This window comes from Hymenobacter psychrophilus (assembly GCF_900107135.1).
Lineage (GTDB): Bacteria > Bacteroidota > Bacteroidia > Cytophagales > Hymenobacteraceae > Hymenobacter > Hymenobacter psychrophilus.
The window spans coordinates 89140-115289 of record NZ_FNOV01000009.1 but is presented as its reverse complement, the minus strand read 5'-3'; the positions used below and the strand labels follow the sequence as shown (position 1 = coordinate 115289).

Genomic DNA, 26150 nt, shown 5'->3' with positions numbered 1-26150 from the left:
TCCATGCCCAGTGTGCTTCATTCAGTATCACCTCTACAGGGAGCCAACGACACGGGCCGGTTTAGCAGCCAGGAATGGCTGGGATTAGGCGGATTTTACCTGTTGTTCGCCACCCTTTACGCCGGTGCCATTGCTTACAGTGTACAAGAAGTGCAACCCGGGGCTTTTCCCGACTACTTGCGGCGCACCCTGCTCTACGACTATACCCTTAAAGCGCTATGGACAGTGCCAGTTTGGTGGTTGCTGTTTCGGACGCCGCTGGATGCGGCGGGCTGGGCTCGGAAGCTGAGCGCGCACCTGCTACTGGCACCACTGTGGGTAGCGGCTTGGTTTAGCAGCTACTACGGGTTGCTGCAGTTGCTCGGCGCAACGGGTATGCGTGGTCCCGGCCGCGTATGGGACGTATATATTCCCCTACTTTTTTACGGGGTCCAGTTCGGCCTATTTCACACGGTGCGCTTCACGCAGCAACTGCGGCAGCAGCATCGGTTGGCAGAGCAGTTGCGGTTTCGGGCGCACCAAAGTAAGCTGGCCGCGCTGAAGGCCCAAATCAACCCCCATTTCCTGTTCAATACGCTTAACACGCTCAGTGCGTCGGTTCCGCCCGAACAGGAGCCAACCCGGGCCCTTATTGCTCAGCTAGCGCACACCTTCCGCTTTGCTCTGGAAGCCACCCGCCACGAATTGTTGCCCCTACGGGAAGAAATTCAGTTTCTAGAAGCCTACCTGGCCCTGGAGCAGGCTCGTTTCGGCAGTCGCCTACGAGTAGATCTTCTTATTGAACCGGAACTACTGAGCTGGCTGGTGCCCCCCATGCTGCTCCAGCCACTCGTCGAAAACGCTGTAAAACATGGCATTAGCCCGTGCATAGCAGGCGGTGCGGTGCGGGTACGGCTCTACGCCGCCGGAGCCCGCTGCCTGGGCGCGGAGGTAACGGATACGGGAGTGGGCTGGCCCCAGGGACAACCGCCTGACCTGGCAACTAGCCCCGGCCTGGGGCTCGGCAACACGCATGCCCGGTTGCTGGCCCTGGGCAGCGCCGGCCTGGAGCTACTCCCCCACGCGCCTACTGGCGCCTGCGTCCGCTTCTCTTTTTCCACCGACATTTCCCCATCCTCATGCAGCGCCTCAGCACTCTGATAATCGACGACGAAGCGCCTGCCCGGTTGCTGGTCCGGCAGTATTTGGCGGCATTTGCAGAGTTTATTGTGCTGGATGAATGCGCCGACGGGGTGGCAGCAGTGGCGGCTATCCGGAAACACCAGCCGGATGTGGTATTTCTGGATATTCAAATGCCGGGCCTAACGGGCTTCGAAGTGCTGTTGCAACTGGAGCAGGTACCGGCCATAATCTTCGTTACCGCCTACGACCAGTATGCCCTGGAGGCCTTTAATGCCGGGGCGGTGGATTACCTGTTGAAGCCCTACGACCGGATTCGATTCGAGCAGGCAGTGCGCCGACTGCTCGCGCAGCCCGCTGCTCCCAATGCGGGCCTGCAAAATCTGCTGGAGCACCTGGCGGCTCCGGCCGGACACAATGCCCCCACCTATCCTGTCCGGCTGTTCGTACCGCATGGCATCCGGCTGGTGGCTGTGCCCGTGGCCAGCATCCGCTGGGCCGAAGCGGCCGGCGACTATTGCACCATCCACACCAACACTGGCTCAGAGTTGAGCAACCTGGGCATCACGGCCCTGCAGGAGCGACTGGACCCACAAAGGTTCTTGCGCGTCCACCGCTCTACGCTCGTGGCGCTGGATGCCGTTCTAGCGCTGGAGCGCGACGGCAGCGGCGGCTACTACGCGACCTTGGAAGGGGACCACACAGTGCGCGTAAGTCGGACGTACGCCGAGGTTTTACGGCCGCTGCTGGGGTGAGTAACCGATTTTGATACGCAGGCGATGCTGAATAAAAGCTAAAAAAGCGACCCGTATTCGAGTCGCTTTTTGATTAATTAGCTTTTCGCCCGGCGATTGTGATAGCGCGCCTTGGTGGGGCGGCTGTGGCATGCCCCACCAAGGCGCGAAGTTTGTTTGGAGAAGCCGTGGGATAATCTTTCGTGCTAATAATCTATCGACTCTACTCGAAGTGGTAGAGGAAGGTGATGACGCCAGTGTAGGCGGGCTTCTTGATGCCTTCGATTTCCATTTTTACACCGATGTTGGCCTTGGCAATGCCGCGCAGGTCCTTTACGGCTAGCAGCGTGGCGTGCAGGCGTACGGGCGTGTTTACGAGCACGGCCTGGTTGAAGCGAAATTCACTGATTTCGTAGTTCACCTGCATCTTCAGGTTCTCTACCTGTACCAGCTGGTTCCAGAAATAGGGCAACAACGACAGCGTGAGGTAGCCGTGGGCAATGGTGCCGCCGAAGGGCGACTCGGCCGCGGCCCGCTCGGGGTCGGTATGAATCCACTGGAAGTCGAGGGTGGCGGCGGCAAACTGGTTGATTTGCTCTTGGGTAATAGTGTGCCAGGGCGTAATGCCCAATTCCTGGCCTTCGTGCTGCTGAAGTTCGGCTAAGCTGCCAATAGTGATGCTCATAGGAAAAGGAAACGGGAAAGAGAGGCCCGAAGATACAGTTTCGTGCCCGAAGGACCAGTAAGCTGGCTGCCCCGCAGCCCGCTGCTTATGATGCGGCTGAGCCGGTGTGCTCGCGCTCCTGGCTAGCGCGCTTGCACGCCGTCGCATAGCAAACAGTCCCACAGCCCAAAGAACCCGCCCAAACAGTGGCCTTTTCCGATTTTCAGGATACCTTTGCCCTCCATTGCCCTGGCTGGCTCGCCACCGGGGCGTTTGCTTGGCCGTTAGCCCCCCCGCATGGACCAGAACATACCGCAGGTTATCCAGACGGTTCCCCTTCAGTACTACGTCTTCTTCGCCACTGCCCTTTTCAGCATCGGCGTACTAGGCGTACTTACCCGGCGCAACGCCATCATCATCTTCATGAGCGTCGAGCTCATGCTCAACGCCGTGAACGTACTGTTTACGGCATTTTCTGCCTTCCGTTCCGACCCCAATGGGCAGGTGTTTGTGTTCTTCATCATGGCTGTGGCCGCTGCCGAAGTGGCCGTGGGTCTGGCCATCATCGTGATGATTTATCGCAACATCCAGAGCACCGACGTTAATCTTTTGAGTCGTTTGAAATTCTGATTCGCCATGTCATCCTGAGCGGAGCGAAGGACCTTATCACGCCAGAACAAGGATTGTTCTACTAGCATCCCAACGTGATAAGGTCCTTCGCTCCGCTCAGGATGACACCCGCGCTTCTGCATCCATAACCATGCAAGAAACCGTTATTCCTGCCGCCGGCGCACCGTACGCAACGTTTCTGTACGTGCTGATTCCGCTGCTGCCGTTTCTGGGGTTCCTCATCAACGGCCTGCTCAACCGCAAGCTCTCGGCCACCGTTGCCGGCCTGATTAGCTCGGCCGCCGTGCTGGGCTCGTTTGCCATTTCGGTGTTTCTGTTCCTGAACTTCCAGTACCAATACACCGTGCCGCTGTTCGACTGGATTTCGGTGGGCACCATGCAGATTCCGTTCTCCTACCAGATCGACCAGCTGAGCCTGATTATGCTGCTGCTGGTAACGGGCGTGGGCTTCCTGATTCACGTGTACAGCATCGGCTACATGGCCCACGACGAGAACGTGGGCAAGTTTTTCAGCTTCCTGAACCTGTTCGTGTTCTCGATGCTGGTGCTGGTGCTCGGCTCCAACTTCCTGATTCTGTTCATCGGCTGGGAAGGCGTGGGGCTGTGCTCCTACCTGCTCATCGGCTTCTGGAACAAGAACACCGCCTACAACAACGCCGCCAAAAAGGCCTTCATCATCAACCGCGTCGGCGACCTGGGCTTTCTGCTCGGCATCTTCCTGATTTACCTCACCTTCGAGTCGGTGCAGTTTGCCGAGGTGTTCCAGAAAGCCTCGCTCGGCCAGTTCGGCGCCTACGGCCCGGAAGTGGTGACCGTCATTACGCTGCTGCTGTTCGTGGGCGCCACCGGTAAATCGGCGCAGCTGCCGCTCTACACCTGGCTGCCCGACGCCATGGCCGGCCCCACCCCCGTTTCGGCCCTGATTCACGCCGCCACCATGGTTACGGCGGGCATCTACATGATTCTGCGGGCCAACGTACTCTTCACCCTGGCCCCCGATACGCTGGAGGTCATTGCCATCATCGGCGCGGCTACGGCCTTGTTCGCGGCCACCATCGGGCTGGCGCAGAACGATATCAAGAAGGTGCTGGCCTACTCCACCGTTTCGCAGCTGGGCTACATGTTCCTAGCCTTGGGCGTGATGGGCTACAGCACTTCGCTGTTCCACGTGCTCACCCACGCCTTCTTCAAAGCCCTCATGTTCTTGGGCGCGGGCTCCGTGATTCATGCCATGAGCAACGAACAGGACATGCGCCGCATGGGCGGTTTGCGCAAGGCCCTGCCCATCACGTTCATTACCTTCCTGGTGGGCTGCCTGGCCATTTCCGGCATCCCGCCTTTCGCCGGCTTCTTCTCCAAGGATGAAATCCTGCTCCACGCTTTCCAGCACAGCAAGCTGCTCTACGGCGTGGGCCTGGTTACGGCCTTCCTTACGGCGTTCTACATGTTCCGGCTGCTGTTTCTCACGTTCTTCGGCGAGTTCCGGGGCACCGAGCAGCAGCGCCAGCACCTACACGAGTCGCCCGCGTCCATGACGCTGCCGCTCATCGTGCTGGCCATTCTGGCGGCCGTCGGCGGCTTTATGAACGCACCGTTCTTCCTGGGGGAGGAAAACGCGTACCTGTCCAACTACCTCGCCCCTATCTTCACCTACTCGCAGAAGCTCAACCCCGCCGCCTTCGCCCTCGAAGTTGACCACGGCACCGAGCTACTACTCATTGGCCTCTCGGTGGGTGCGGGCGTGCTGGGCATCATCTTCGCCTACGTGCAGTACGTGAGCCGCGGCGTGCGCCCGGCCGAGGACGAGGCCCCGCGCGGCTTCCTCGACAACCTGGTGTACCACAAGTACTACATCGACGAGCTATACAACGCCCTGCTAGTGCGCCCTATCATGTGGCTCTCGCGCGGCCTCTACCGCTTCGTGGAAAACGGCATCATCGACCCCATCGTCAACGGTTTCGGCCGCGTAACGCTTGGCGGCGGGCAGCTGCTCCGCGCCGTGCAAACCGGCTCCGTAGAAGTCTACCTCCTGCTGATGGTCGTAGCCATCGTGCTGGTCATGGCGCTAAACTTCGGAAAGTTTTAGATACCGCAAAAGCTATGACTAAATGGTATTCCGTTAATCATAATGGCAATTACAAAGAATACATATCATTGACATATGCTGAAGCTGCTGATGGAATAACAGTTGTTGAGCAAGATTTCATACAGAATAATTACAAGGGCCTTAAATATTATTTTCATTACGAAGACAAGCTTAACACCGGGGTTAAAATTGGTTACTGCCAAATCGTCCGTATTAATACTAGAGACCATAGGTACGTTGATCATCCCGGTTGTTCTGTATATGCTGTATTTTCTGACAGAGATGGAGTCAAAATTGAACCAAATAGTTGTTTTGGAGAATCAATAAATGGCGTAGCAAATGCTGTAAAATACATAGCAGAAATTAACAAGGACGAGACATTAGAGAAACACACTTTATTGAAAAAAGTCGAAGAATTATCTAGTAAAGTCGAATTACTAGAAAGCGAATTATTGAGTATTAAAGAAACTCTCGTTTCCGACACCGCACCCTCACAGTAAAGCATGCTGACTGTTCTTCTTTTACTCTGGCCCGTGACGGCCGCCCTGCTGCTGCACTTCTTCAAGGGGAAGTCGGCGCGGGTGGCGGCGCTGGGCGCGGCCCTTCTCGAATTTGCGCTGGCCCTGTACGCTGCCGGCTTCTCCGGCGCCAACCTGGCCCTGGGCGGCGACATCGGCCCCAAGTTCGAGTTCAACTATAGCTGGATTCCTACGGCCGGCATTAGCTTCCACGTGGGCATGGACGGGCTCAGTTTGCTGCTGGTGCTGCTCACCACGCTGCTCGTGCCCATTATCCTGCTCAGCGCCTTCCGCCGCAACTTCGAGAACGAGTCGGTGTTCTACGCGCTGGTGCTGTTCATGCAAACCGGCCTGATTGGCGTATTCACGGCCCAGGATGCCTTCCTGTTCTACTTCATGTGGGAGGTGGCCCTGATTCCGATTTACTTCCTGGCCGGCGTCTGGGGCGGGGTTGACCGCGCCCGGGTCACGTTCAAGTTCTTCCTCTACACCATCATCGGCTCGCTGTTTATGCTGGCCGGCTTCGTGTACCTGTACTTCCAGACCGGCCCGACGGTTGATGGTCTGTCGGCCCACAACGCTTCGCTCAGCGCGTTCTACAACCTCAACCTGCCCGCCGAAACCCAGTTGTGGGTGTTCTGGCTAATTTTCGCGGCCTTCGCCGTGAAGATGCCCATCTTCCCCTTCCACACCTGGCAGCCCGATACCTACACCGAGTCGCCTGCGCCGGCCTCGATGCTGCTGGCCGGCATCATGCTCAAAATGGGCATCTACGGCTGCATGCGCTGGCTGCTGCCCGTCGTGCCCCTGGGCGTTGACTACTGGCAAAACCTGATTCTTATCCTGGCCGTCATCGGCATCATCTACGGCGCCATCATCGCCATCCGCCAGCAGGACGTGAAGCGGCTCATCGCCTACTCCTCGCTCTCGCACGTGGGCCTGATGATTGCCGGCGTATTCTCACTCACCCAGCTCGGGATGCAGGGCGCCAGCATTCAGATGCTGGCCCACGGCATCAACGTAGTGGGCCTGTTCTTCATTGCCGATGCCATTGAGCGCCGCACCGGCACCCGCAACATCGCCGATTTGGGGGGGCTCACCCGCAAGGCGCCGGCTCTCACGGTGTGCTTCTTGGTGCTGCTGCTGGGCACGGTGGCCCTGCCGCTCACCAACGGTTTCGTGGGCGAGTTTCTGCTGCTGGCCGGCGTGTACCAGCACAACGCCTGGCTGGGCGCAGTAGCCGGTATCACCATCATCCTGAGCGCCGTGTACCTGCTGCGCATGTTCCAGCGCGTTATGCTCGGCCCCGATTCGGCCCACTCGGCCACCTTCACCGACCTGACCGGCGGCGAAATTGCCGTGCTCGTGCCGCTCATCGTGCTCGTGTTCTGGATCGGTATCTTCCCCAACTTCTTCCTGAGCCTGTCGGAAGGCAGCGTGCTGGGGATTCTGGGGCAGGTAGTGAAACGGTAGTACCCCACGCGTCCTAGGGTTGAAACCCTGGGCTACGTAGTGCTCCTATTCCTGCTTAGGTCGAAAAGAATCAATCCGAAAAACGATTCGTAGCCCAGGACTTTCACTCTGGGTATATGCAACTTGAAAAACGCTCCATAGCCCAGGGTTTCAACCCTGGGAAATTCGGCTGACGATATGAATTCAATCATTCTGCTTTCTGCGCTGGGCCTGGGCAACCTGTTTCTGGGTTTCCGCCGCTCCAACCGGCTGCTGCTGCCCGTGATGATGCTCATCCTGGGCCTGGTGCTGACGGTAAACTTCCTCGACTGGAACCAGGGGCCGCAGTCGTTCTTCAGCGGCATGCTCATCATCGATAACTTCTCGGTGGCATTTACGGGCATTGTGCTCCTGACGGCGCTGGTGCTCGTGCCCTTCTCGCAGAAGTACGTGCTCGACGAGGAAGCCAACCTGGCCGAGTACTACTCGCTGCTGCTGTTTTCGCTGGTGGGCGCCATTATGCTGGCCAGCTACAACCACCTGCTCATGCTGTTTCTGGGCATCGAAATCCTGAGCGTGGCCATGTACGTGCTGGCCGGTTCGGATAAGCGCAACATGCGCTCGAACGAGGCTGCCCTGAAGTACTTCCTGATGGGAGCCTTCTTTACTGGCATACTGCTGTTTGGCATGGCGCTGGTGTACGGTGCCACGGGCACCCTGGAGCTGAGCAGCATCAGCTTCTCGGTGCAGAACCCGGTCAATGCCTCGCTGCGGCCCATGCTTTATATCGGCATGCTGCTGATGCTGCTCGGCATCGGCTTTAAGGTAGGCGCCGCACCCTTCCATTTCTGGACGCCTGACGTGTATGAAGGCACGCCCACCTTCTTCACGGCCTTCATGAGCACGGTGGTGAAAACTGCCGGTTTCGCCGCCTTCCTGAAACTGCTGGTGCAGGTGTTTCCGGCCGCCACGGCCCAGGGTGTGTGGCTGCCCACGCTCACGGCCATGTGCGTGCTCACGCTGCTCGTGGGCAACGTGGGCGCGGTGGCCCAAACCAGCGTCAAGCGCATGCTGGCTTACTCCAGCATCTCGCATGCCGGCTACCTGTTCATTGCGCTGGTGGCCTTCAACGGCGCGCTGGAAGGTGCCTCGGCCAATGGCATTATGTTTTACTCGCTGGCCTACTCAGTAGCCACCGTATCGGCGTTCGGGGTGCTGAAACTCGTAGCCGACGCCCGACACCGCGAGGATTACGCTGGCTTCCAGGGCCTGGCCAAAACCAACCCGCTGCTGGCTTTCTGCCTCACGGTATCCATGCTGAGCCTGGCCGGCATCCCGCTCACGGGCGGTTTCTTCGGCAAGTTCTTCGTGTTTATGGCCGCCGTCGAAAACGGCTACATCGGCCTCGTGATTTTTGCCGTTGTCATGTCGATGGTGAGCATCTATTACTACCTGCGCCCCATCATCGCCATGTACATGCGCGACGCCGACGACGCTACTACTGAAGCCGTGCCCGTGCCGGTTACCACCTTTCAGTCGGGGGCGCTGCTAGTGCTGGCTTTGCTGACGGTGCTGCTGGGCGTGCTGCCCGGGCTGCTGGCCGGGGTGCTGTAGGGCGCCGCGCTGTTTCGGTTTCGCTTAAGATAACGCCCCTGCCCCACCGGCAGGGGCGTTTTGCATTTTGCCCTCTGCTGTACCCTACGCGCAGAAAAATTGTGGATGAGGTACAGTTCTGTACCCTATCAAGCGAAAAGCAAAAAATAAGGTACCATTGACCCACGCTATCCTCTCTCGCTTCTACTTACCCTACCCATTGCTGATGAAGCTATCCGCTATCCTGACGACGGCCGTCCTGCTGACTACCTCTTTATTGGCCCGCGCCCAAACCCCGGAGTTGAGCCCGCCCGAGCAAAGCTTCGAGCAGTTCTGGCAGGCGTTCCGGGATAACTATGCCTTCTTCCAGCTGAAAAAAGTGGACTGGGATTCCACCTACCGTGACTTCCGCCCCCAAGTCACGGCCCAGACGCCACCCGATTCGCTGGTGGCCCTGTTGGGCCGGATGGTAGAACCGCTGCACGACGGGCACGTGACCATTTCGCGGGGCGACGAGATATTGTTCAAAGGTGAAAGCGCCCGTAATTCGTTTAAACAAAACTTCCGGACAGTGCAGCCGGCCTTCTGGCAGGTGGCCTACCGACAGCTGCGGGCGGCGGGCTTCTCGGCGGTGAAGGGCTTGGGCCCTAAGTTCAAGGATAAGCGGGTGCTCTACGTGAGCCGCTCCGGCCCCATTGGCTACCTCCACCTCACCCGCAACTTCGCCGACCTCACCGGCGCCATCGGCACCGAAGCTCAGGAGCAGCAGGACCACCTGAAACTGGAGCGGCTCTTTTCGAAAGCACTACGCAAACTGGATGGCTGCCAGGTTTTGCTGCTGGATATCCGTGACGATGGCGGCGGGCACAGCGGCAACGAGCTGGCTGGTCATTTCACGGCCAAGCGTTACCTGGCCAACTACAAAGCCCTGCGCCAGCCCGGCGGCTACGACCACTTCACGGAGCCCCAGCCCTCCTACGTAACGCCCGCCGCCAGCCCGCGCTTCCTCGGCCCCGTCGTACTGCTCACCTCCGACCAAACCGCCAGCGCCGCCGAGGACCTGACCATTGCCCTCGCCCAGCTCCCGCAGGTAACCCGCGTGGGCACCGCCACCAAAGGCATGCTCTCTGATATGTACAGCGTGCACCTGATCAACGGCCTCGACGTGACGCTCTCCAACCAACGCTACACCACTCCCGCCGGCCAGCTGCTGGAAGACGTGGGCGTAGCGCCAGATATAATCGTCGAAAACACGCCTGCCGCCCTCCAACAAGGCCAGGACCCGGTGCTGCAAAAGGCGCTGGAGGTAGCCCGGCAGAAACTGCTGCCATGACCGCTTGGAGTCCCAGGGCTGAAGCCCTGGGCTATTAAGTGGATTATCTTATACACAGCCCGTCATTCCGAGCTTGCCGAGGAATCTCGCGTGCTGAAGTTGCCCGGATAATCCCGCTCTCAGATTACCATCACAATGTCAGCACGCGAGATTCCCCGGCTCCGGCTCCGCACACTGGCTTGATGCGCCACATGCTCGGAATGAAGTTCTTTTTTACTCAATCCGCCACTGCGCGCAACCTATCGAACACCCTCATCCGACGGAGCGGTTCAGACGCGGCGGAGCGTGACGGTTTCGCCGTCGGCGTACACCACGGCTTCGTCGGGGAAGGGCTCGTCGCCGCGGAATTTCTGGAGCAGGCGGGCGGTGGTGATGATGTCCTTCTGGCAGTAGCGGGCAATGCGGGGCAGGTCGTTTTCCTCGTAGTACACCCGGGCCACGTCCTTGCCCTGGATATCGTCTTTGGGCGTGGGGATGCCGAACATGGCCGCCAGCAGACTCAGGGATGTGAACGACTTCCGGTCGCCGAATTTCCAGAGTTCCATCGTGTCGAGGTGGGGCACTTCCCAGGGCTTTTTGCCGGCCGTATCGAGGTGGGGCGGCAGCGGCAGGCCGTTGATGAGCAGGCGGCGCGAGAGGTAGGGAAAGTCGAACTCTTTGCCGTTGTGCCCGCAAAGCCGGAACTGCGGCCGGTGGCTGATAACGGCGCTGAACTCGCGCAGCAGTTCCCGCTCGTCGTGCCCGTAAAACGACTTCACGCTGAAGCGAAGCGCCCCGTCGGCAGCGTACCGGAACCGCCCCACCGAAATGCACACCACCCGCCCGAACTCGGCGTAGATGCCGGCCTGCTCGAACAGGGCCGAGGCGTGCAGGGTATCGGGCAGGGGCGCAATGTGGTCGTGGTGGGAAATCCATCCTTTCTCGCGGCGCAGGGCGTGGCACTTGTGCTCCCAGAGCTCCTTGAGCATCTCGTGCAGGTCGTCGTGACAGCCCACGCAGGGGACTGTTTCGATGTCGAGCACGAAGACTTCCTCAAGCTTCAGATCACGGAGCAGACGCATGGCGGGCAGCGGTAAAACGGGGCGAATAAGGGAATATAGGGGTTTTGGCCCTATTGCTCCGCTATGCAGCTATCCGTTACGCCGCTTCAGGTTCTCAATATCGTTTTGGTCACGCGGACGTCCGGCTGCTTCTTTCGCTTTAAGCAACTGCTGATACTGGATCAGGCGCACGGCAACTTCTTCGATCTGCCTGACCTCCGCAGCAGCATAAGCATTGTCGAAGGCCAATCCTTTTAACTCTGTAATGATATCGATAGCAACTGGCGGCCGGCCAAACGTGAAAACATCCATGACCGGATTATCCAAGAAATTCCGGCTGGTCATGTCGAAAGTAGGCATGCCGAACTGCTGAAAAGCGACTACCAACCGCTCATAATTTTCGGCCGACCTTTCCACCCAAATATCCAGATCACCGGTTGTGCGGCTGTAGCCGTGCAAAATAACGGAATATCCACCCACCAACACATATTTCACTTCAGCGGACCACAACGCCCGCAAAAAGTCCTGAAAGTCAGTATTAAACAGGTTGCCCATTTAGTGGCAGTGCTTGCGAGTCGAGAAAGCCGTACGGTCCAACCGGGGCGGGTTGTTCAAGTCATAATTATAAGCGACGCTGTTCAAGTAAGCCGCAGCCCGCAGCCGCTCCTCCATGGTTGATGGCTGCTGCTGGGCGTGGTAGCGGGCATTTTCTTCGTGAGTACCCGCGTGGAAAGCGGTACGATCGAGACGAAAGGACATACTGTCAATATAGAGCTAAAACCGATGATACGCCAACGGCGGCTCCTGATTCCTCAGAGGCCGCCGTTGTAGTTTACCGCTTATACTGTTCTATCAAGTGTTCTATGCTTCCAGTAGGGCCACCAAGGCCAGTCAAGGCTATGACTTCTAGGGGCTCTTCGGATTGACGTAATCTAATTGTCAGCAGGTCCAACATACCAGCTTTCCCTCCATACACAGATTCAACTTTCACTCGCACGTGTTTCCAAGCACGAAAGCCAATGTTTGGAGTCCAAAGGCCAGTTGGTCCGAGTTTTAATGCGGGCTTCGGGCTTAGCAGATTTCGCATTCCAAACCATAGAGAGACAAGGCTAAAAATTAGAGCGCCAGCTACCCAAATTACCCTACCAGGATTTTTCAGACTCAGATACATGGCAGCTACAAGGCTGCACGTTCCAACGAATATGCCACAGTAGCCACCTTTTGAGGAGAAATAAAAGACGTGCGGGTATTCCTCAGGCTCCACGTTCTACTTCCCCGCCGCTACGTCCGTTTTGATGCTCAGCTCCTTCAGCTGCGCGCCGGAAATTTCCGAAGGCGAGTCGATCATGACGTCGCGGCCGGAGTTGTTTTTGGGGAAGGCGATGAAGTCGCGGATGGAGTCGGCGCCGCCGAAGAGGCTGCAGAGGCGGTCGAAACCGAAGGCGATGCCGCCGTGGGGGGGCGCGCCGTACTCGAAGGCGTCGAGCAGGAAGCCGAACTGGGCTTTGGCTTCTTCATCCGAGAAGCCCAGTAGGCTGAACATGCGGGCCTGCACCGTGCGGTCGTGGATGCGGATGGACCCGCCGCCCACTTCCACGCCGTTAATCACCATATCGTAGGCGTTGGCGCGGACCTGGCCGATGGTGTCGGGCGAGTCCAGCAGGGCCATATCCTCGGGTTTGGGCGAGGTGAAGGGATGGTGCATGGCAAAGTAGCGGTTTTCCTCCTCGTTGAATTCGAGCAGGGGAAAATCGACCACCCACAGGGCCGAGAACGTGTCCTTGTCGCGCAGACCGAGGCGCTGGCCCATTTCGAGGCGCAGCTCCGAGAGGGCCTTGCGGGTTTTATCGGCCGGACCGGCCAGCACCAGCAGCAGGTCGCCGGGCTGGGCGTTGAAAGCAGCTTTCCACTGCTGGAGCTGCTCCTGGCCGTAGAACTTATCGACTGACGACTTCACGTTGCCGTCGGCCTCCACCCGGGCGTACACCAGGCCGGTGGCGCCAATCTGGGGCCGTTTTACGTAGTCGGTCAGCTCGTCGAGCTGCTTGCGGGTGTAGCTGGCGGCGCCCGTGGCGCAGATGCCCACTACCAGCTCGGCGGCCTCGAAAACCGGAAAGTTGTGGCCCTTGGCGACGTCGTTGAGCTCCAAGAACTTCATGTCGAAGCGCGTATCGGGCTTGTCGTTGCCGTAGAAGCGCATGGCGTCCTGGTAGGTCATGCGGGGCAGGGTCCCGATTTCCAGGTTCTTCACCTCCCGGAACAGGTACTGCACCAGCCCCTCGAAGGTATTGAGGATGTCCTCCTGCTCCACGAACGACATTTCGCAGTCGATCTGGGTGAACTCGGGCTGGCGGTCGGCGCGCAGGTCTTCGTCGCGGAAGCACTTCACAATCTGGAAGTAGCGGTCGAAGCCCGACACCATCAGCAGCTGCTTGAACGTCTGGGGGCTCTGGGGCAGGGCGTAGAACTCGCCGGGGTTCATGCGGGAGGGCACCACGAAGTCGCGGGCGCCTTCGGGCGTGCTCTTGATGAGCACTGGGGTTTCCACTTCGATGAACTCCTGGCCATCCAAGTAGCGGCGGGTGGCCTGGGCCACGCGGTGGCGCAGCATCAGGTTCTGGCGGACGGGGTTGCGGCGCAAATCGAGGTAGCGGTACTTCATGCGCAGGTCGTCGCCGCCGTCGGTGTCGTCCTCAATCAGGAAGGGCGGCAGCTTGGCGGGGTTGAGCACGTCGAGTTGCTCCACCCGGATTTCGATGCCGCCGGTGGGCATTTTGTCGTTTTTGGAGTGGCGCTCGGCCACCGTGCCGGTTACCGATAGCACGAACTCGCGGCCCAGTTGGCGGGCTTGCTCGCGCACCTCGGCCGTTTCCACGCCTTCTTCGAGGGCCAGCTGGGTGAGGCCGTACCGGTCGCGCAGGTCCACCCACAGAATGCCGCCCTTGTCGCGGGTGCGCTGCACCCAGCCGCAGAGCGTAACGGTTTGGCCAATATGTTCGGGGCGAAGTTCGCCACAGGTGTGGGTTCGGAGCATACGTCTATATTTTGGGCGAAGATACTGGATTGGTAGATGTCAGTTCCCGCAGAGGAGCGCGGAGGGTTTCGCAGAGGTCCGCGGAGGTCGTTCTCTGCGAACCTCTGCGAAACCCTCTGCGGGAAACAACAACTACAGACCCGTTGCCCCGCTGGGAGGGCCGGTTCGTTGAAAAGGGCCGGGTGCCTATGCAGGTTTTCCTATGTTTGTTAGCGCCCCTTCCGGCACCCATCTACCTACACTAATCCGCTGCCTCTCATCCTTCTTCTATGGAACTCCGCATCGAGCACCTCTCCAAAACCTACGCCAACGGCACCCAGGCCCTGCGCGACGTCACGCTCACCATCCCGACCGGCATGTTCGGCCTGCTGGGCCCCAACGGGGCGGGAAAATCGAGCTTGATGCGCACCATTGCCACCTTGCAGGAGGCCGACAGCGGCAGCATCACGCTGGGCGAGCTCGACGTGCTGCACGACAAGGACGCCGTGCGCCGGGTGCTGGGCTACCTGCCCCAGGAGTTCGGGGTGTACCCCAAGATTTCGGCCGAAGAGCTGCTCGACCATTTCGCCGTGCTCAAGGGCATCTCGGATAGTAAGCAGCGCCGCGAAATTGTGTCGGGGCTGCTGCACCGCACCAACCTCTACGAGGTGCGCAAGAAGAACCTGGGCGGCTACTCGGGCGGCATGAAGCAGCGTTTCGGCATTGCCCAGGCCCTCCTGGGCAACCCCCGTCTGATTATCGTGGATGAGCCCACCGCCGGCCTCGACCCGGCCGAGCGCAACCGCTTCCACAACCTGCTGGCCGAAATCGGGGAGAACATCATCGTGATTCTGAGCACCCACATCGTGGGCGACGTGAGTGATTTGTGCCGCAACATGGCCATCATCAACAAGGGCCAAGTGCTACTCACCGGCGACCCGCTGGTGGTGATGCAGGAGCTGCGCGGCCAGGTGTGGCGGCGCGAGATTGATAAGGAGCAGCTGCCCGCGCTTCAGCAGGAGCAGCAGGTGATTTCTACCCGGCTGTTTGCCGGCCGCACCATCGTTCACGTGGTCAGTGGCAGCCAACCCGGCCCGGAGTATGACGGCGTAGAACCCACCCTGGAGGACGTGTACTTCGCCCGCATCAAACAGGCGGAGATGGTGACTGCGGGAGTTGGTGAATGAGTTGACTTAATCAGCTGTCATCCTGAGCGGAGCGAAGGACCTTATCACGCTAAAACGAGTCGTGCTTACGTGATAAAGCCCTTCGCTCCGCTCAGGATGACAGATGGTTCTCTCCCCCTCCTAACTTCCTCAGCTCCTAACTCCTAGCTTCTTCCTCCATGTTTCTACAGATATTCAAATTTGAGCTTTGGTACCGGCTGCGGCGGCCGGCTACGTACATTTATTTCGGTATTCTGCTGGTGCTGTCGTTGCTGATGGCGCTGGTGGTGGGCGGCTTTTTCGAGAGCCTGACGGCCGTCGTCGGCAACGGGAAGGTGCACGTAAACTCGCCCTTCACCATCAACGCCCTAACCAGCGCCCTGACGCTGGTACCGGGCATTCTGCTGGTGTCGGCTATGTTCGGGCCGGCGGTGCTGCGCGACTTCGACTCGCAGATGCACCCACTGCTCTTCACCACGCCCATCAGCAAGTGGGGCTATTTGGGCGGGCGTTTTTTTGGCACCCTCGTGATTACCGTGCTTATGATGGGCGGTATCGGGCTGGGACTGCTGATCGGGGCGCTGTTTCCCGGCATTCCGGCCGACCGGCTGGGGTCGTTTCACCTCAGCTATTACCTGGTTCCTTACCTGACCTTTGTGCTGCCCAACGTGCTGCTGACGGGCGCTATTTTCTTTGCGCTGGCCACCCTCACGCGCCAGGCCCTGAGCACTTACGTGGGTAGCATCATCTTTCTGGTGCTCTATTTCGTGGCTTCCAGCCAGCTTTCCGACCTCGATAACCAGACCCTTGCCTCTTTGCTCGACCCGCTGGGTAGCGGGGCCAACTCGCTGCTGACCAAGTATTGGACGCCCGTTGAAAAGAACGTGCGGCTCATCTGGCCCACCGGGCTGCTGGGTCTCAACCGGCTGCTCTGGATGGGCGTGGGCTTGCTGCTGCTGGGCTTCTGTTACGTGCGCTTCCGCTTCGAGCAGGGCGCCACCGGCAGCGCCAAGCGCAGCCGGCCCCAGCCCGCGCCCGGCGTGGTGGTGGCCCCGGCCGCCCCAGTGCTGCTGCCGCCCGTAGACCAGCACTTCGGCTTTGCCCAGTACTTCCGCCAGTATTTGCGCCTGACCTGGCTGGGCCTGCGCGACGTGCTGCGCAGCCCCTACTTCATCGCCATTGTGGCGGCCGGGCTGGCGTTTCTGCTGGCGGCGGCTTTGCAAATTGGTAAGATTTACGACACGACCACCTTCCCGATTACGGCCCAGGTGATTGAAATCCTATCGGGCTCGTTCTCGCTGTTTGTGCTGGCCATCGTGACGTTTTACGCCGGCGAGCTGGTGTGGAAGGAGCGCGACGCCCGCCTCCACCAGATGCACGACGCGCTGCCCATTCCCAACTGGGTGCCGTTTGCCAGCAAGCTCACGGCCCTGCTGCTGGTGCCGGTAGTGCTGCTGCTCATCGTGATGGTATTCGGCATCGGCACCCAGCTCGTGTCGGGCTACACCCACCTCGAAATCGGGCTGTACCTGCGCTGGCTGTTCGGGCTGAAGCTGGTGGATTACTGGCTGATAGTGGTGCTGGCCATCGTGGTGCACGTGGTGGTCAACCACAAGTACCTGGGCCACTTCGTGATGGTGCTCTACTACGTGTTCACGATTTTCGCCGGGCAGCTGGGCCTGGAGCACAACCTGCTGCTTTTCGGGGCTGATTCGGGCATCCGCTACTCCGACATGAACGGCTTCGGCCACTTCGTGGGGCCCTACCTCTGGTTCAAGCTCTACTGGGCGTTGCTGGCCGTGGCCCTGGCCGTTGTGGCCAACCTGCTGTGGGTACGCGGCTCGGAAACCGACTGGAGCACCCGCCGCGAGCTGGCCGGTCGCCGCTTTACCGGTCCGGCCCGGGCGGCCCTGCTGGTGGCGCTGCTGGGCTTCGCGGCCGTGGGCAGCTGGATTTTCTATAACACCAACGTGCTCAACACCTACCGCGGCAGCAAGGCCCGCCAGCAGCTCACCGTCGATTACGAGCAGAAATACGGCCGTTTCCGCCACACGCTGCAACCCCGCATTGTGGCCGTGGATGTGCAGGTCGACCTGTTCCCGGAGCAGCAGGAAGCGCACGTGCGGGGCCAGTACTGGCTGCGCAACAAAACGGGCCAGCCCATCGACACCGTGATTCTGAACCTGCCCTCCAACGAAGACGTGCGCATCCGCAAAATGCAGCTCGGGGCGGGCGGGACCACCGCCGTGCTGGCCGATTCCGCGCTGGGCTTCTACGTGCAGCACCTGCCTCAGTCCCTGGCCCCCGGCGACTCGCTGCCGCTCACGTTCGATTTGTACTATGATGCCCCCGGCTTTGAGCAGCAAACCCGGCGCACCGGCATCGTGGCCAACGGCACGTTCGTCAACAACGGCACCCTGCCCCACCTCGGCTACAATACCGATGCGGAAATAGGCGAGGAAAGCGCCCGCAAGAAGTTCGGCCTCAAGCCCAAGCTGCGCATGGCTCGCCTCGAAGACACCACCGCCCGCGCCAATACCTACATTGCCTCCGATGCCGACTGGGTGCGCTTCGCCGCCACCGTGAGCACCGTGCCCGACCAGCTGGCCCTGGCCCCCGGCTACCTGCAAAAGGAGTGGACCGAAAACGGCCGCCGCTACTTCCGCTACGCCATGGATGCGCCCATCCTGGACTTCTACTCGTTCCAGTCAGCCCGCTACGCCGAGCGCCACGCCAAGTGGCAGGGCGTGGACATCACGATTTACTACCAGCCCGGTCACGAGTACAACCTGGGCCGCATGGTGCGCGGCGTGCAGGACGCCCTCACCTACTACACCAAAAACTTTGGACTCTACCAGCACCGGCAGGTGCGCATCGTGGAGTTCCCGGGCTACTCGGCCTTCGCCCAGTCGTTCCCGAACACCATTCCGTTCTCGGAAAACATCGGCTTCATTGCCAAAGTGGACACTGCCAACCCCAAAGACGTGGACTACCCCTACTACGTGACGGCCCACGAGGTGGCGCACCAGTGGTGGGCCCACCAGGTGATTGGGGCGGCGGCCCAGGGCGGTACGCTCATGTCGGAAACCCTCTCGCAGTACTCGGCCCTGATGGTGATGAAGCAGAAGTACGGACCCGAGCGCATGCGCAAGTTCCTCAAGTACGAGCTTGACACTTACCTGCGCGGCCGCAGCACCGAGCGCGTAGCCGAGCAGCCCCTCTACCGCGTCGAAAACCAGCAGTACATCCATTACCGCAAGGGCTCGGTGGTGATGTACGCCCTGGCCGACTACCTCGGCGAAGCCAAGGTAAACCAGGCGCTATCAGCCTACCTGAACAAGGTGAAGTTCCAGCAGCCACCCTACACCACCTCGCTGGACCTGCTGCGCGAGTTCCGCCAGGTAACGCCCGATTCGTTGCAGTACCTGCTCACGGATATGTTCGAGCGCATTGCCCTCTACGAGAACAAGGCCGATTCCGTAACCGCCCGCAAGCTGCCCGACGGCCGCTACCGGGTAGATATGGTACTCAGCGCCAAAAAGGTGTACGCCGACAGCCTGGGCAACGAAACCCCGGCCAAGCAGATGAACTACCTGATTGACGTGGGCGTCCTGACCCGCCGGAAAATCAACGGCCAATGGCAGGACGTATCCCTGTACCGCCAGAAGCGCCGTTTCCGCCCCGGCATCACCCGCCTGAGCGTCATCGTGCCCGAAAAGCCCGAGAAAGCCGGCATCGACCCCTACAACCTGCTCATCGACCGCACCCCGGACGATAACCTGAAAACGGTGACGGTGGAGAAGTAGTCCTGCCGCGTAGCGCGAAAGTCCGTTTCGCGACGGGCTAAGCGATTATCTGATACCGGGTCAGTTGAACCTGACGCGCAGGAACTCGCTTCGCTCGTCGCGAAACGGACTTTCGTGCTACATTTTGCGGCGGCCAACATAGTTGGCCTGACTTCTGTAAAGGGAAGGGCAGCACAACTTTTTCCGACTTTCTGCTTTCTCCCTCCGATATGAAATTCTCCGCTCTGCTCGCCTTATCGGCCACGCTGCTTTCCTTCTCGGCCGCCCAGGCCCAGACGGCGACCAAAATCAAGACTAAAACCAAGGCTGCCAATGGCACCGAGGTAAAGACCAAAACCGATGCGGAGCCGCTCGTGCTCGATGGGCCGATCAGGCGGGTGGAAACGCTGTCGGGCATTGATATTTTTCCGGCCTCGGGGGGCAAGAGCATCATGCTCAGCTTCACCCAGCAGTTCACCCAACCCGGTACGCTTACGATGACCAACTATAAGAAGCAGGCCATCTATTCGACTCCGCTCGACCCGCAGAACAACACCGGCGCGCCCGTGGACCTGGGCCGCATTCCGGCCGGCACTTACCTGGTAGAGGCCAAAACCGGCAATTATGTGTACTGGAAAAAGGTGATGGTAAAGTACCCCGCTGCGCCCGCAGCCCGCAAAAAGCGGCGCTAATGGCTTAGGCGGCCCGTCTCTCTGGCGGGCCGGGCAACTGTTTTTGGCTCCGAAGTCGTTTGGGCTTCGGAGCTTTGCTTTTTCGGTGGGCCTTGTAGGGCTGGCCTCATTTCTTCTTTTGCCATGAACTCTGTTTCGCGTTTTTTTCGCTTTGTGCAGCTGCTCGGGTTGTTGCTCGGGCTGCTGGCCTTTGCCGGTCCGGGTCTCCAAAAAACCACCATCGCCAAAAACCTGACGATGGGCGTGCCCGACGGTTTTGCGCCCCTGCCCGACGATGGCATTGCCGCCAAGTATCCGGCCCAGCGCCGGCCGCTGGCCGTTTTCACCAGCCCCAGCGGCCAGGTAGGCCTGAGCGTCAGCCAAAAGCCCACCAATTTCAGCAACCGCGACTACGCCATGCTGCTCAAGATTTATAAGGCCAGCATCCAGAACATGTACGGCAAGGTGCAGTTCCTGCGCGAAGACATCCAGACCATCAACAAGCGCGACTTCGTGGTGCTGGAGTTCGTGTCGACGGTGGCCGACAACCGCCGGGGCGGCGGTAACCTGGCCCCTATCCGCAAGTACCAGCTGGTGCAGTACGCCATCGAGGGCGAGCAGCTGTACGTCTTCACTTTTGATGCCCCCGCCAGCGAGCAGTCCAAATGGCAGCCCGTTGCCCAGGCCGCTATGAAGAGCATTGTGATGAAGTAAACACCAGGGCTTGTGTGTTGGCTATCAGCCTTCTGCCATCCTCGCGCTTGCAGTTATCCACATCACCGAAGCCCTAAAAGTTAACCCGAAGTCCGCATCATGCCCCTTTCCCTGTATTCCGACGAGCAGTATATGCGGGAGGCGCTGAAGCAGGCGCGCTACGCACTGGCCGAGGACGAAATTCCGATTGGGGCCGTGGTCGTGCTCGACAACCGTATTATCGCCCGCGCCTACAACCAGACCGAGCGGCTCCAGGACGTGACGGCGCACGCCGAGATGCTGGCAATTACGGCGGCGGCCAATCATTTGGGCAATAAATACCTGCAGGAGTGCATCCTGTACGTAACCGTAGAGCCCTGCGTGATGTGCGCCGGAGCCAGCGCCTGGGCCCAGGTGCGGCGGGTGGTATTTGGGGCCGCCGAGCCCAAGTTTGGCTACCGCCGCCATGGCCGGCTGCTGCACCCCAGGGCTGAAGTAGTGAGTGGTGTGCTGGCTGCCGAAAGCGAAGAGTTGATGCGGGAGTTTTTCGCCCGGAAGCGGAAATAGGCTACTTTTAGCCCTGCACCGTAACCCTGGCACCCGCGCCGGGGTTGTATATGGGTAGTAATAGACCACCTGTCCTGCTGAGCAGCGCGAAGAATCTCGCGGGCCAAAGTAACTTCCGACGGTAGAAGTACCACTGCCCGCGGGATTCTTCGCGCCGTTCAGCAGGACAGAATACGCTCTGTTTCATACCAAACCTCAACGCTTAACCCCTTTCTATTATGGCTTTCGAACTGCCCGCCCTACCCTACGCCTTCGACGCACTGGAGCCGCACATTGATGCGCAAACCATGCAGATTCACCACGACAAGCACCACCAGGCCTACGTTACCAACCTCAACAATGCCATTGCCGGCACTGATATGGAAGGTAAAAGCCTCGACGAGCTGATGCACAACATTGCCGCCGCCCCTACAGCCGTGCGCAACAACGGCGGTGGCCACTGGAACCACTCCATGTTCTGGCAGGTGCTGAGCCCCAAGGGCGGCGGCGAGCCGACCGGTGCCGTGGCCGAGGCCATTACCAAGTCGTTTGGCAGCTACGAGAAGTTCAAGGAAGAATTTACCAAGGCCGCCGGCACGCGCTTCGGCTCGGGCTGGGCCTGGCTCTGCAAGCAAGCCGATGGTTCGCTGACCATTTGCTCGACGCCCAACCAGGACAACCCGCTCATGCCCGACGCCGGCTGCAAAGGCACCCCCGTACTGGGCCTCGACGTGTGGGAGCATGCCTATTACCTTAAGTACCAGAACAAGCGCCCCGACTACGTGGCCGCGTTCTACAACCTCATCAACTGGGATGAGGTGAACAAGCGTTTCCAGGCCGCCTAACCTTGTTTTTTGTTGCCTGTTCTTCGGATTTTGGTCTGAACAGCTTCTATTTTCTGAACAGATAACGCACCGCTAAATCCTCCGCTCCATTTGGGGCGGAGGGTTTTTTTATGGCTCGCCGTCAGTTTTTTTCTCAGGACAGCAAACCTTTTGCGGGCAGATATGCTTAAGGAACAACCAATGTATCTACATCATTTTGAATTCAATGTCTGACTTGCTTTTTTCCTCTGCCCAGCTCGGCCCGATTACCCTCCGCAATAAAGTAGTGATGGCCCCCATGACGCGCGCCCGCTCGCTGGGCAACGTGCCCGGCCCGCTGGTAGCCGAGTACTACGCCCAGCGCGCTTCGGCCGGCCTCATCATTGTTGAGGGCACGGCCCCAAACGCCGATGGTCTGGGCTACGCCCGCATTCCGGGTCTGTTTAACGATGCGCAGGTGGCGGGGTGGAAGCTGGTAACCGATGCGGTACACGCCCGCGAGGGCCGTATTTTCGTGCAGTTTATGCACTGCGGCCGCATTGGCCATCCCCTCAACCTGCCCGAGGGCGCAGAAATAGTAGCCCCCTCGGCCGTAAAGGCCGGCGGCGAGATGTGGACCGACCAGCAGCAGATGCAGCCCCATCCCGAGCCCCGCGCCCTGACGACGGCCGAGGTAAAGCAGGTAATTCAGGATTTCGCCAAGGCCGCCAAGCTGGCCGTGGAGGCCGGTTTCGATGGCGTGGAGCTACATGCCGCCAACGGCTACCTGCTGGAGCAATTCCTCAACCCCAACACCAACCAGCGCACCGACGAGTACGGCGGCTCGCCCGAAAACCGCGCCCGTTTTGTGCTGGAAGTGGCCGACGCCACAATAGCGGCCATCGGGGCCGAGCGCACCGGCATCCGGCTCTCGCCCTGGGGCACGTTCAACGATATGGGCGCCTACGAGGGCGTCAACGACTTTTACGAGTACCTGGCCACCGAGCTGCAGCGCCGCAACCTGGTGTACCTGCACCTCATCAACCCCGAAACCATTAAAGCGCCAGCCGCTTCGGCCGATACCGTGGGGCTAATGCGCCGCGCCTTCACCAACACGTTTATCCTGAGCAGCGAGTACGACGCCGCCAAGGCCGAAGCCGAGCTGCAGAAGGGCCGCGCCGACCTCGTAGCATTTGGCCGTCCCTTCATCAGCAACCCCGACCTGCCCGAGCGCATGGAAGCCGGTGCCAAGCTGGCCGAGGGCGACCAGGCAACCTACTACGCCCCCGCCCCCGAGGGCTTCCACATCGGTTACACCGACTACCCGGCCCTGGCCGAAGCGCAACAATCGGCATAACCAGACTTAACGCTTGAAAAAGCCCGTCATCCTTTATTTAGGATGACGGGCTTTTTTGATTGGCTTGGTATCGTGGCCGCATCACACGCCGGTTGGTGTTTACCAGGCGCCAGTATCTATATCAACCAAAAGCAGTGTTTGGGCTCGATGGGTTATCTTTAAGTAGCCTCGGTCTTCTTCTTTCGTTGCTTTCCCTACGCTTATGTCCGCTGTTTTGCCCGATATCCAGACCGAAGCCGACATCAGGGCGCTGGTTGATAGTTTCTACGACCGCGTGAATGCCGACCCGTTGCTGAGCCCCGTTTTCAACGACGTGGCCCATGTAAACTGGGCGGCCCACCTGCCGCGCATGTACGATTTCTGGAGCGGGCTGCTGCTGCATACCAACCGCTACCGCGGCCAGCCCTTCGCCAGGCACATCCCGCTACCAATCGGCAGCGGCCATTTCCAGCAGTGGCTGCACCTGTTTTGCCGCACCGTCGATGCGCTGTTTGCCGGTCCGATAGCTCAGGAGGCCAAGCTGCGCGCCGGCAGCATTGCCCACGTTTTCGAGCATCGCATGCGGGCCGTCAATAATCCGCTTTCCATTCTTTAGCGCCTTGCGCCGGTGCCGCAACCCATCCGACCACCGGCAGCGGGCCAAGCGGATTGAGCGGGCACCGCAGGGCTTTGGCCCGAACGGCGGCGGTGGGCCAGTTGGCAGCGGGCGGAGCGCCGCTGGCAAACCCGGCCAGCAGGAGCCTAACCACTGACAACTTTACTTATATTTGAAGGCTAAACCCGTCCCCACCCCCGGGCCAGCCGGCCGGCCAACATCTTTTTGCGTCTTCGGCAACGGCCCTTCCCACCCTTCAACCTACCCCCGGCATGAGCACCAAGCTGCGTCTCATTATTCTGAGTTTCCTACAGTTTTTTATCTGGGGCTCGTGGCTGATTACCATCGGGGCGTACTGGTTTCAGACGAAAGAGTGGTCGGGCTCGGAGTTTGGGGCTATTTTCTCGACCATGGGCATTGCGTCCATCTTCATGCCCTCGCTCATGGGCATCGTGGCCGATAAGTACATCAACGCCGAAAAACTCTACGGCGTGCTGCACCTGCTGGGCGCTGTAGTGCTATGCACCGTGCCGCTGGTAACCGACCCCAGCACGTTTTTCTGGGTGATTCTGCTGAACATGATTTTCTACATGCCCACGCTGGCGCTGTCGATTGCCGTGTCGTACTCGGTGCTCAAGCGCGAGGGCCTCGATGTGGTGAAGGACTACCCGCCCATCCGGGTCTGGGGCACCATCGGCTTCATTGTGGCCATGTGGACGGTGAGTCTGCTGGGTTTCGAAAAGTCGGCCAGCCAGTTCTACGTGGCGGCCGGCGCGGCTTTCCTACTAGGCTTCTACTCGTTTACGCTACCTAAATGCCCGCCGCTTTCCAAAAATACGCCGGGCCGCTCGGTGGTCGATGCGCTGGGCCTGAAGTCGTTTGCCCTGCTGCGCGACCCCAAAATGCTCGTCTTCTTCCTGTTCGCGCTGCTGCTGGGCGCGGCCCTGCAGCTCACCAACGCCTACGGCGACACCTTCCTGCACGATTTCGACAAGGTGCCGGCCTTCCAAGACACGCTGGCCGTGAAGTACCCGGCCATCATCATGTCGATTTCTCAGATTTCGGAAACGCTCTTCATCTTGGCCATTCCGTTCTTTTTGCGCCGTTTCGGCATCAAGCAGGTTATGTTTTTCAGCATGGTGGCCTGGGTACTGCGCTTCGGTCTGTTTGCCTTCGGCGACCCGGGCTCGGGCCTCTGGATGATTATCCTCTCGTGCATCGTGTACGGCATGGCCTTCGACTTTTTCAATATCTCCGGCTCGCTGTTCGTCGAAACCCAGACCACGCCTTCCATCCGGGCCAGCGCTCAGGGTTTGTTCATGATGATGACCAACGGTTTTGGCGCGGTGCTGGGCAGCTCCGTTAGCGGCATCGTGATTGAGCGCTACTTCACCGACGCCAACGGCGTGAAGGACTGGCACAACATCTGGCTCTCCTTCGCCGCCTACGCCCTGGTGATTGCCGTGCTGTTCGTCTTCCTCTTCAAGCACAAGCACAACCCCGAGCTGGTCGACGAGCACGTGGAAGACGTGGAGCCGTTGCTGACGATTGAACAAGCATAATTTTCTTAAGCTTTTAGCTGCTAGCTGTCAGCTTCGTTTTGAAGCCAACAACTGCAACTGGTCTGCACAAAAAATCCCGTCTGGCGCATTGCCAGACGGGATTTTTGATGAATTTGAAACGAATTTCGCGGCTACGTCTGCGGCGGCACCCGAAGGCACCCGCGCCGACTACAAAATCCGCGCAATCCGCTAAAATCCGTGATTAGTTGAAGTAGAACTCGCCCTCTAGCTGGGCGTTTTCGTCGGAGTCGGAGCCGTGTACGGCGTTGGCTTCGATGCTCTTGGCGTACTTCTTCCGGATGGTACCGTCTTCGGCGTTGGCCGGGTTGGTAGCGCCAATCAGGGTGCGAAAATCGGCAACCGCGTTGTCCTTTTCGAGGATGGCGGCTACGATAGGGCCCGACGACATGTACTTCACCAGATCCTGGTAGAAGGGGCGCTCCTTGTGTACTTCGTAGAACTGGCCGGCCCGCTCGGGGGTCAGCTGCACTTTCTGAAGCTCCACGATGCGGAACCCAGCAGCCTCAATCATGCCGAGGATACCACCGATGTGGTTGTCCTGCACGGCATCAGGCTTAATCATAGTGAAGGTGCGGTTGGTGGCCATATGGCGGGGTTTAGTAGTTTGAAAGTCAATGCAGATTTGCGGCCGCAAAAGTAACAGTTTTATAGTGAACAGTTTTTTTATAGTGAATAACGAACAATGAGTAGTGAATAGTGAGTCATGTTCACTATCCACTGTTCACTATCCACTGTTCACTATCCACTGTTCACTATCCACTGTTCACTA

The 26150-nt window shown here is 59.5% G+C and carries 24 protein-coding genes; 18 read left to right on the top strand and 6 right to left on the bottom strand.

Annotated features, from left to right (window positions below; all coding sequences use genetic code 11):
• The first annotated feature begins 102 nt into the window (after positions 1–102).
• Positions 103–1140, top strand: coding sequence for a sensor histidine kinase (locus tag BLW21_RS14435; protein WP_217633875.1), 1038 nt, complete (start codon positions 103–105; stop codon positions 1138–1140).
• Positions 1119–1874, top strand: coding sequence for a LytR/AlgR family response regulator transcription factor (locus BLW21_RS14430; protein ID WP_092741256.1), 756 nt, complete (start codon positions 1119–1121; stop codon positions 1872–1874). Before BLW21_RS14435 ends, BLW21_RS14430 begins: the two co-directional genes overlap by 22 nt.
• Before the next feature lie 202 nt (positions 1875–2076).
• On the opposite strand, the gene BLW21_RS14425 is transcribed toward BLW21_RS14430, so the two are convergent.
• Positions 2077–2538 carry a MaoC family dehydratase gene (locus BLW21_RS14425; protein ID WP_092741254.1) on the bottom strand — a complete coding sequence of 154 codons (462 nt, stop codon included), beginning with the start codon at positions 2536–2538 and terminating at the stop codon, positions 2077–2079.
• 276 nt (positions 2539–2814) lie between these two features.
• Between BLW21_RS14425 and nuoK the strand changes: the two genes are divergently transcribed.
• The 6 genes from nuoK to BLW21_RS14395 all read left to right on the top strand — a co-directional run bounded on the left by nuoK (position 2815) and on the right by BLW21_RS14395 (position 10129).
• Positions 2815–3147 carry an NADH-quinone oxidoreductase subunit NuoK gene (gene nuoK, locus BLW21_RS14420; RefSeq protein ID WP_092741252.1) on the top strand — a complete coding sequence of 111 codons (333 nt, stop codon included), beginning with the start codon at positions 2815–2817 and terminating at the stop codon, positions 3145–3147.
• Between the two features lie 130 nt (positions 3148–3277).
• On the top strand, positions 3278–5233 hold the full coding sequence (nuoL, locus tag BLW21_RS14415; protein ID WP_092741250.1) for an NADH-quinone oxidoreductase subunit L: 1956 nt from the start codon (positions 3278–3280) through the stop codon (positions 5231–5233).
• Positions 5234–5247: 14 nt separating this feature from the next.
• Positions 5248–5733, top strand: a complete 486-nt coding sequence (locus BLW21_RS21210) for a hypothetical protein (RefSeq protein ID WP_139255221.1) — start codon at positions 5248–5250, stop codon at positions 5731–5733.
• A 3-nt stretch (positions 5734–5736) separates the two neighbouring features.
• A complete protein-coding gene (locus BLW21_RS14405) occupies positions 5737–7224 on the top strand; it encodes a complex I subunit 4 family protein (protein ID WP_092741246.1) in 1488 nt (495 codons plus the stop codon).
• A 177-nt stretch (positions 7225–7401) separates the two neighbouring features.
• Positions 7402–8817: an NADH-quinone oxidoreductase subunit N gene (locus BLW21_RS14400; RefSeq protein ID WP_092741244.1), complete on the top strand. Its 1416-nt coding sequence runs from the start codon at positions 7402–7404 to the stop codon at positions 8815–8817.
• Positions 8818–9022: 205 nt separating this feature from the next.
• On the top strand, positions 9023–10129 hold the full coding sequence (locus tag BLW21_RS14395) for a S41 family peptidase (protein WP_092741242.1): 1107 nt from the start codon (positions 9023–9025) through the stop codon (positions 10127–10129).
• A gap of 269 nt (positions 10130–10398) precedes the next feature.
• Here the strand turns inward: BLW21_RS14395 and BLW21_RS14390 are convergent, their stop codons facing one another.
• The 4 genes from BLW21_RS14390 to aspS all read right to left on the bottom strand — a co-directional run bounded on the left by BLW21_RS14390 (position 10399) and on the right by aspS (position 14203).
• The gene (locus tag BLW21_RS14390) at positions 10399–11190 is read right to left on the bottom strand and encodes a 3'-5' exonuclease (RefSeq protein WP_092741240.1); all 792 of its coding nucleotides are present in this window, start codon (positions 11188–11190) and stop codon (positions 10399–10401) included.
• A 69-nt stretch (positions 11191–11259) separates the two neighbouring features.
• Positions 11260–11724: a nucleotidyltransferase gene (locus BLW21_RS14385; protein WP_092741238.1), complete on the bottom strand. Its 465-nt coding sequence runs from the start codon at positions 11722–11724 to the stop codon at positions 11260–11262.
• Positions 11725–11928, bottom strand: a complete 204-nt coding sequence (locus tag BLW21_RS14380) for a hypothetical protein (protein WP_092741236.1) — start codon at positions 11926–11928, stop codon at positions 11725–11727.
• 508 nt (positions 11929–12436) lie between these two features.
• Positions 12437–14203 carry an aspartate--tRNA ligase gene (gene aspS, locus BLW21_RS14375; protein WP_092741234.1) on the bottom strand — a complete coding sequence of 589 codons (1767 nt, stop codon included), beginning with the start codon at positions 14201–14203 and terminating at the stop codon, positions 12437–12439.
• Between the two features lie 269 nt (positions 14204–14472).
• Here aspS and BLW21_RS14370 point away from each other — a divergent pair, with 269 nt between their 5' ends.
• The 10 genes from BLW21_RS14370 (at position 14473) to BLW21_RS21205 (ending at position 25553) form a co-directional block, all read left to right on the top strand.
• On the top strand, positions 14473–15369 hold the full coding sequence (locus BLW21_RS14370) for an ABC transporter ATP-binding protein (RefSeq protein WP_092741232.1): 897 nt from the start codon (positions 14473–14475) through the stop codon (positions 15367–15369).
• 158 nt (positions 15370–15527) lie between these two features.
• Positions 15528–19154, top strand: coding sequence for an ABC transporter permease/M1 family aminopeptidase (locus tag BLW21_RS14365; RefSeq protein WP_092741230.1), 3627 nt, complete (start codon positions 15528–15530; stop codon positions 19152–19154).
• A gap of 209 nt (positions 19155–19363) precedes the next feature.
• Entirely contained in the window at positions 19364–19825 is a 462-nt protein-coding gene (locus BLW21_RS14360; protein ID WP_092741228.1) for a T9SS type A sorting domain-containing protein, read from the top strand.
• Between the two features lie 123 nt (positions 19826–19948).
• A complete protein-coding gene (locus BLW21_RS14355) occupies positions 19949–20518 on the top strand; it encodes a hypothetical protein (RefSeq protein ID WP_092741227.1) in 570 nt (189 codons plus the stop codon).
• Positions 20519–20617: 99 nt separating this feature from the next.
• Positions 20618–21064 (top strand): nucleoside deaminase, encoded by a 447-nt coding sequence (locus BLW21_RS14350; protein WP_092741225.1) that lies wholly within the window; start codon positions 20618–20620, stop codon positions 21062–21064.
• A 218-nt stretch (positions 21065–21282) separates the two neighbouring features.
• On the top strand, positions 21283–21888 hold the full coding sequence (locus BLW21_RS14345; protein WP_092741223.1) for a superoxide dismutase: 606 nt from the start codon (positions 21283–21285) through the stop codon (positions 21886–21888).
• A 205-nt stretch (positions 21889–22093) separates the two neighbouring features.
• Complete coding sequence (locus BLW21_RS14340) at positions 22094–23203, top strand: alkene reductase (protein ID WP_092741221.1); 1110 nt, start codon at positions 22094–22096, stop codon at positions 23201–23203.
• A 202-nt stretch (positions 23204–23405) separates the two neighbouring features.
• Positions 23406–23798 (top strand): group III truncated hemoglobin, encoded by a 393-nt coding sequence (locus BLW21_RS14335; protein WP_092741219.1) that lies wholly within the window; start codon positions 23406–23408, stop codon positions 23796–23798.
• A 272-nt stretch (positions 23799–24070) separates the two neighbouring features.
• Positions 24071–25360, top strand: coding sequence for a nucleoside permease (locus BLW21_RS14330; protein WP_092741217.1), 1290 nt, complete (start codon positions 24071–24073; stop codon positions 25358–25360).
• Complete coding sequence (locus BLW21_RS21205) at positions 25347–25553, top strand: hypothetical protein (protein ID WP_139255220.1); 207 nt, start codon at positions 25347–25349, stop codon at positions 25551–25553. The genes BLW21_RS14330 and BLW21_RS21205 overlap by 14 nt, the downstream gene beginning before the upstream one ends.
• A 9-nt stretch (positions 25554–25562) precedes the next feature.
• On the opposite strand, the gene BLW21_RS14325 is transcribed toward BLW21_RS21205, so the two are convergent.
• The gene (locus tag BLW21_RS14325) at positions 25563–25967 is read right to left on the bottom strand and encodes a nucleoside-diphosphate kinase (protein WP_092741215.1); all 405 of its coding nucleotides are present in this window, start codon (positions 25965–25967) and stop codon (positions 25563–25565) included.
• Positions 25968–26150 lie beyond the last annotated feature (183 nt).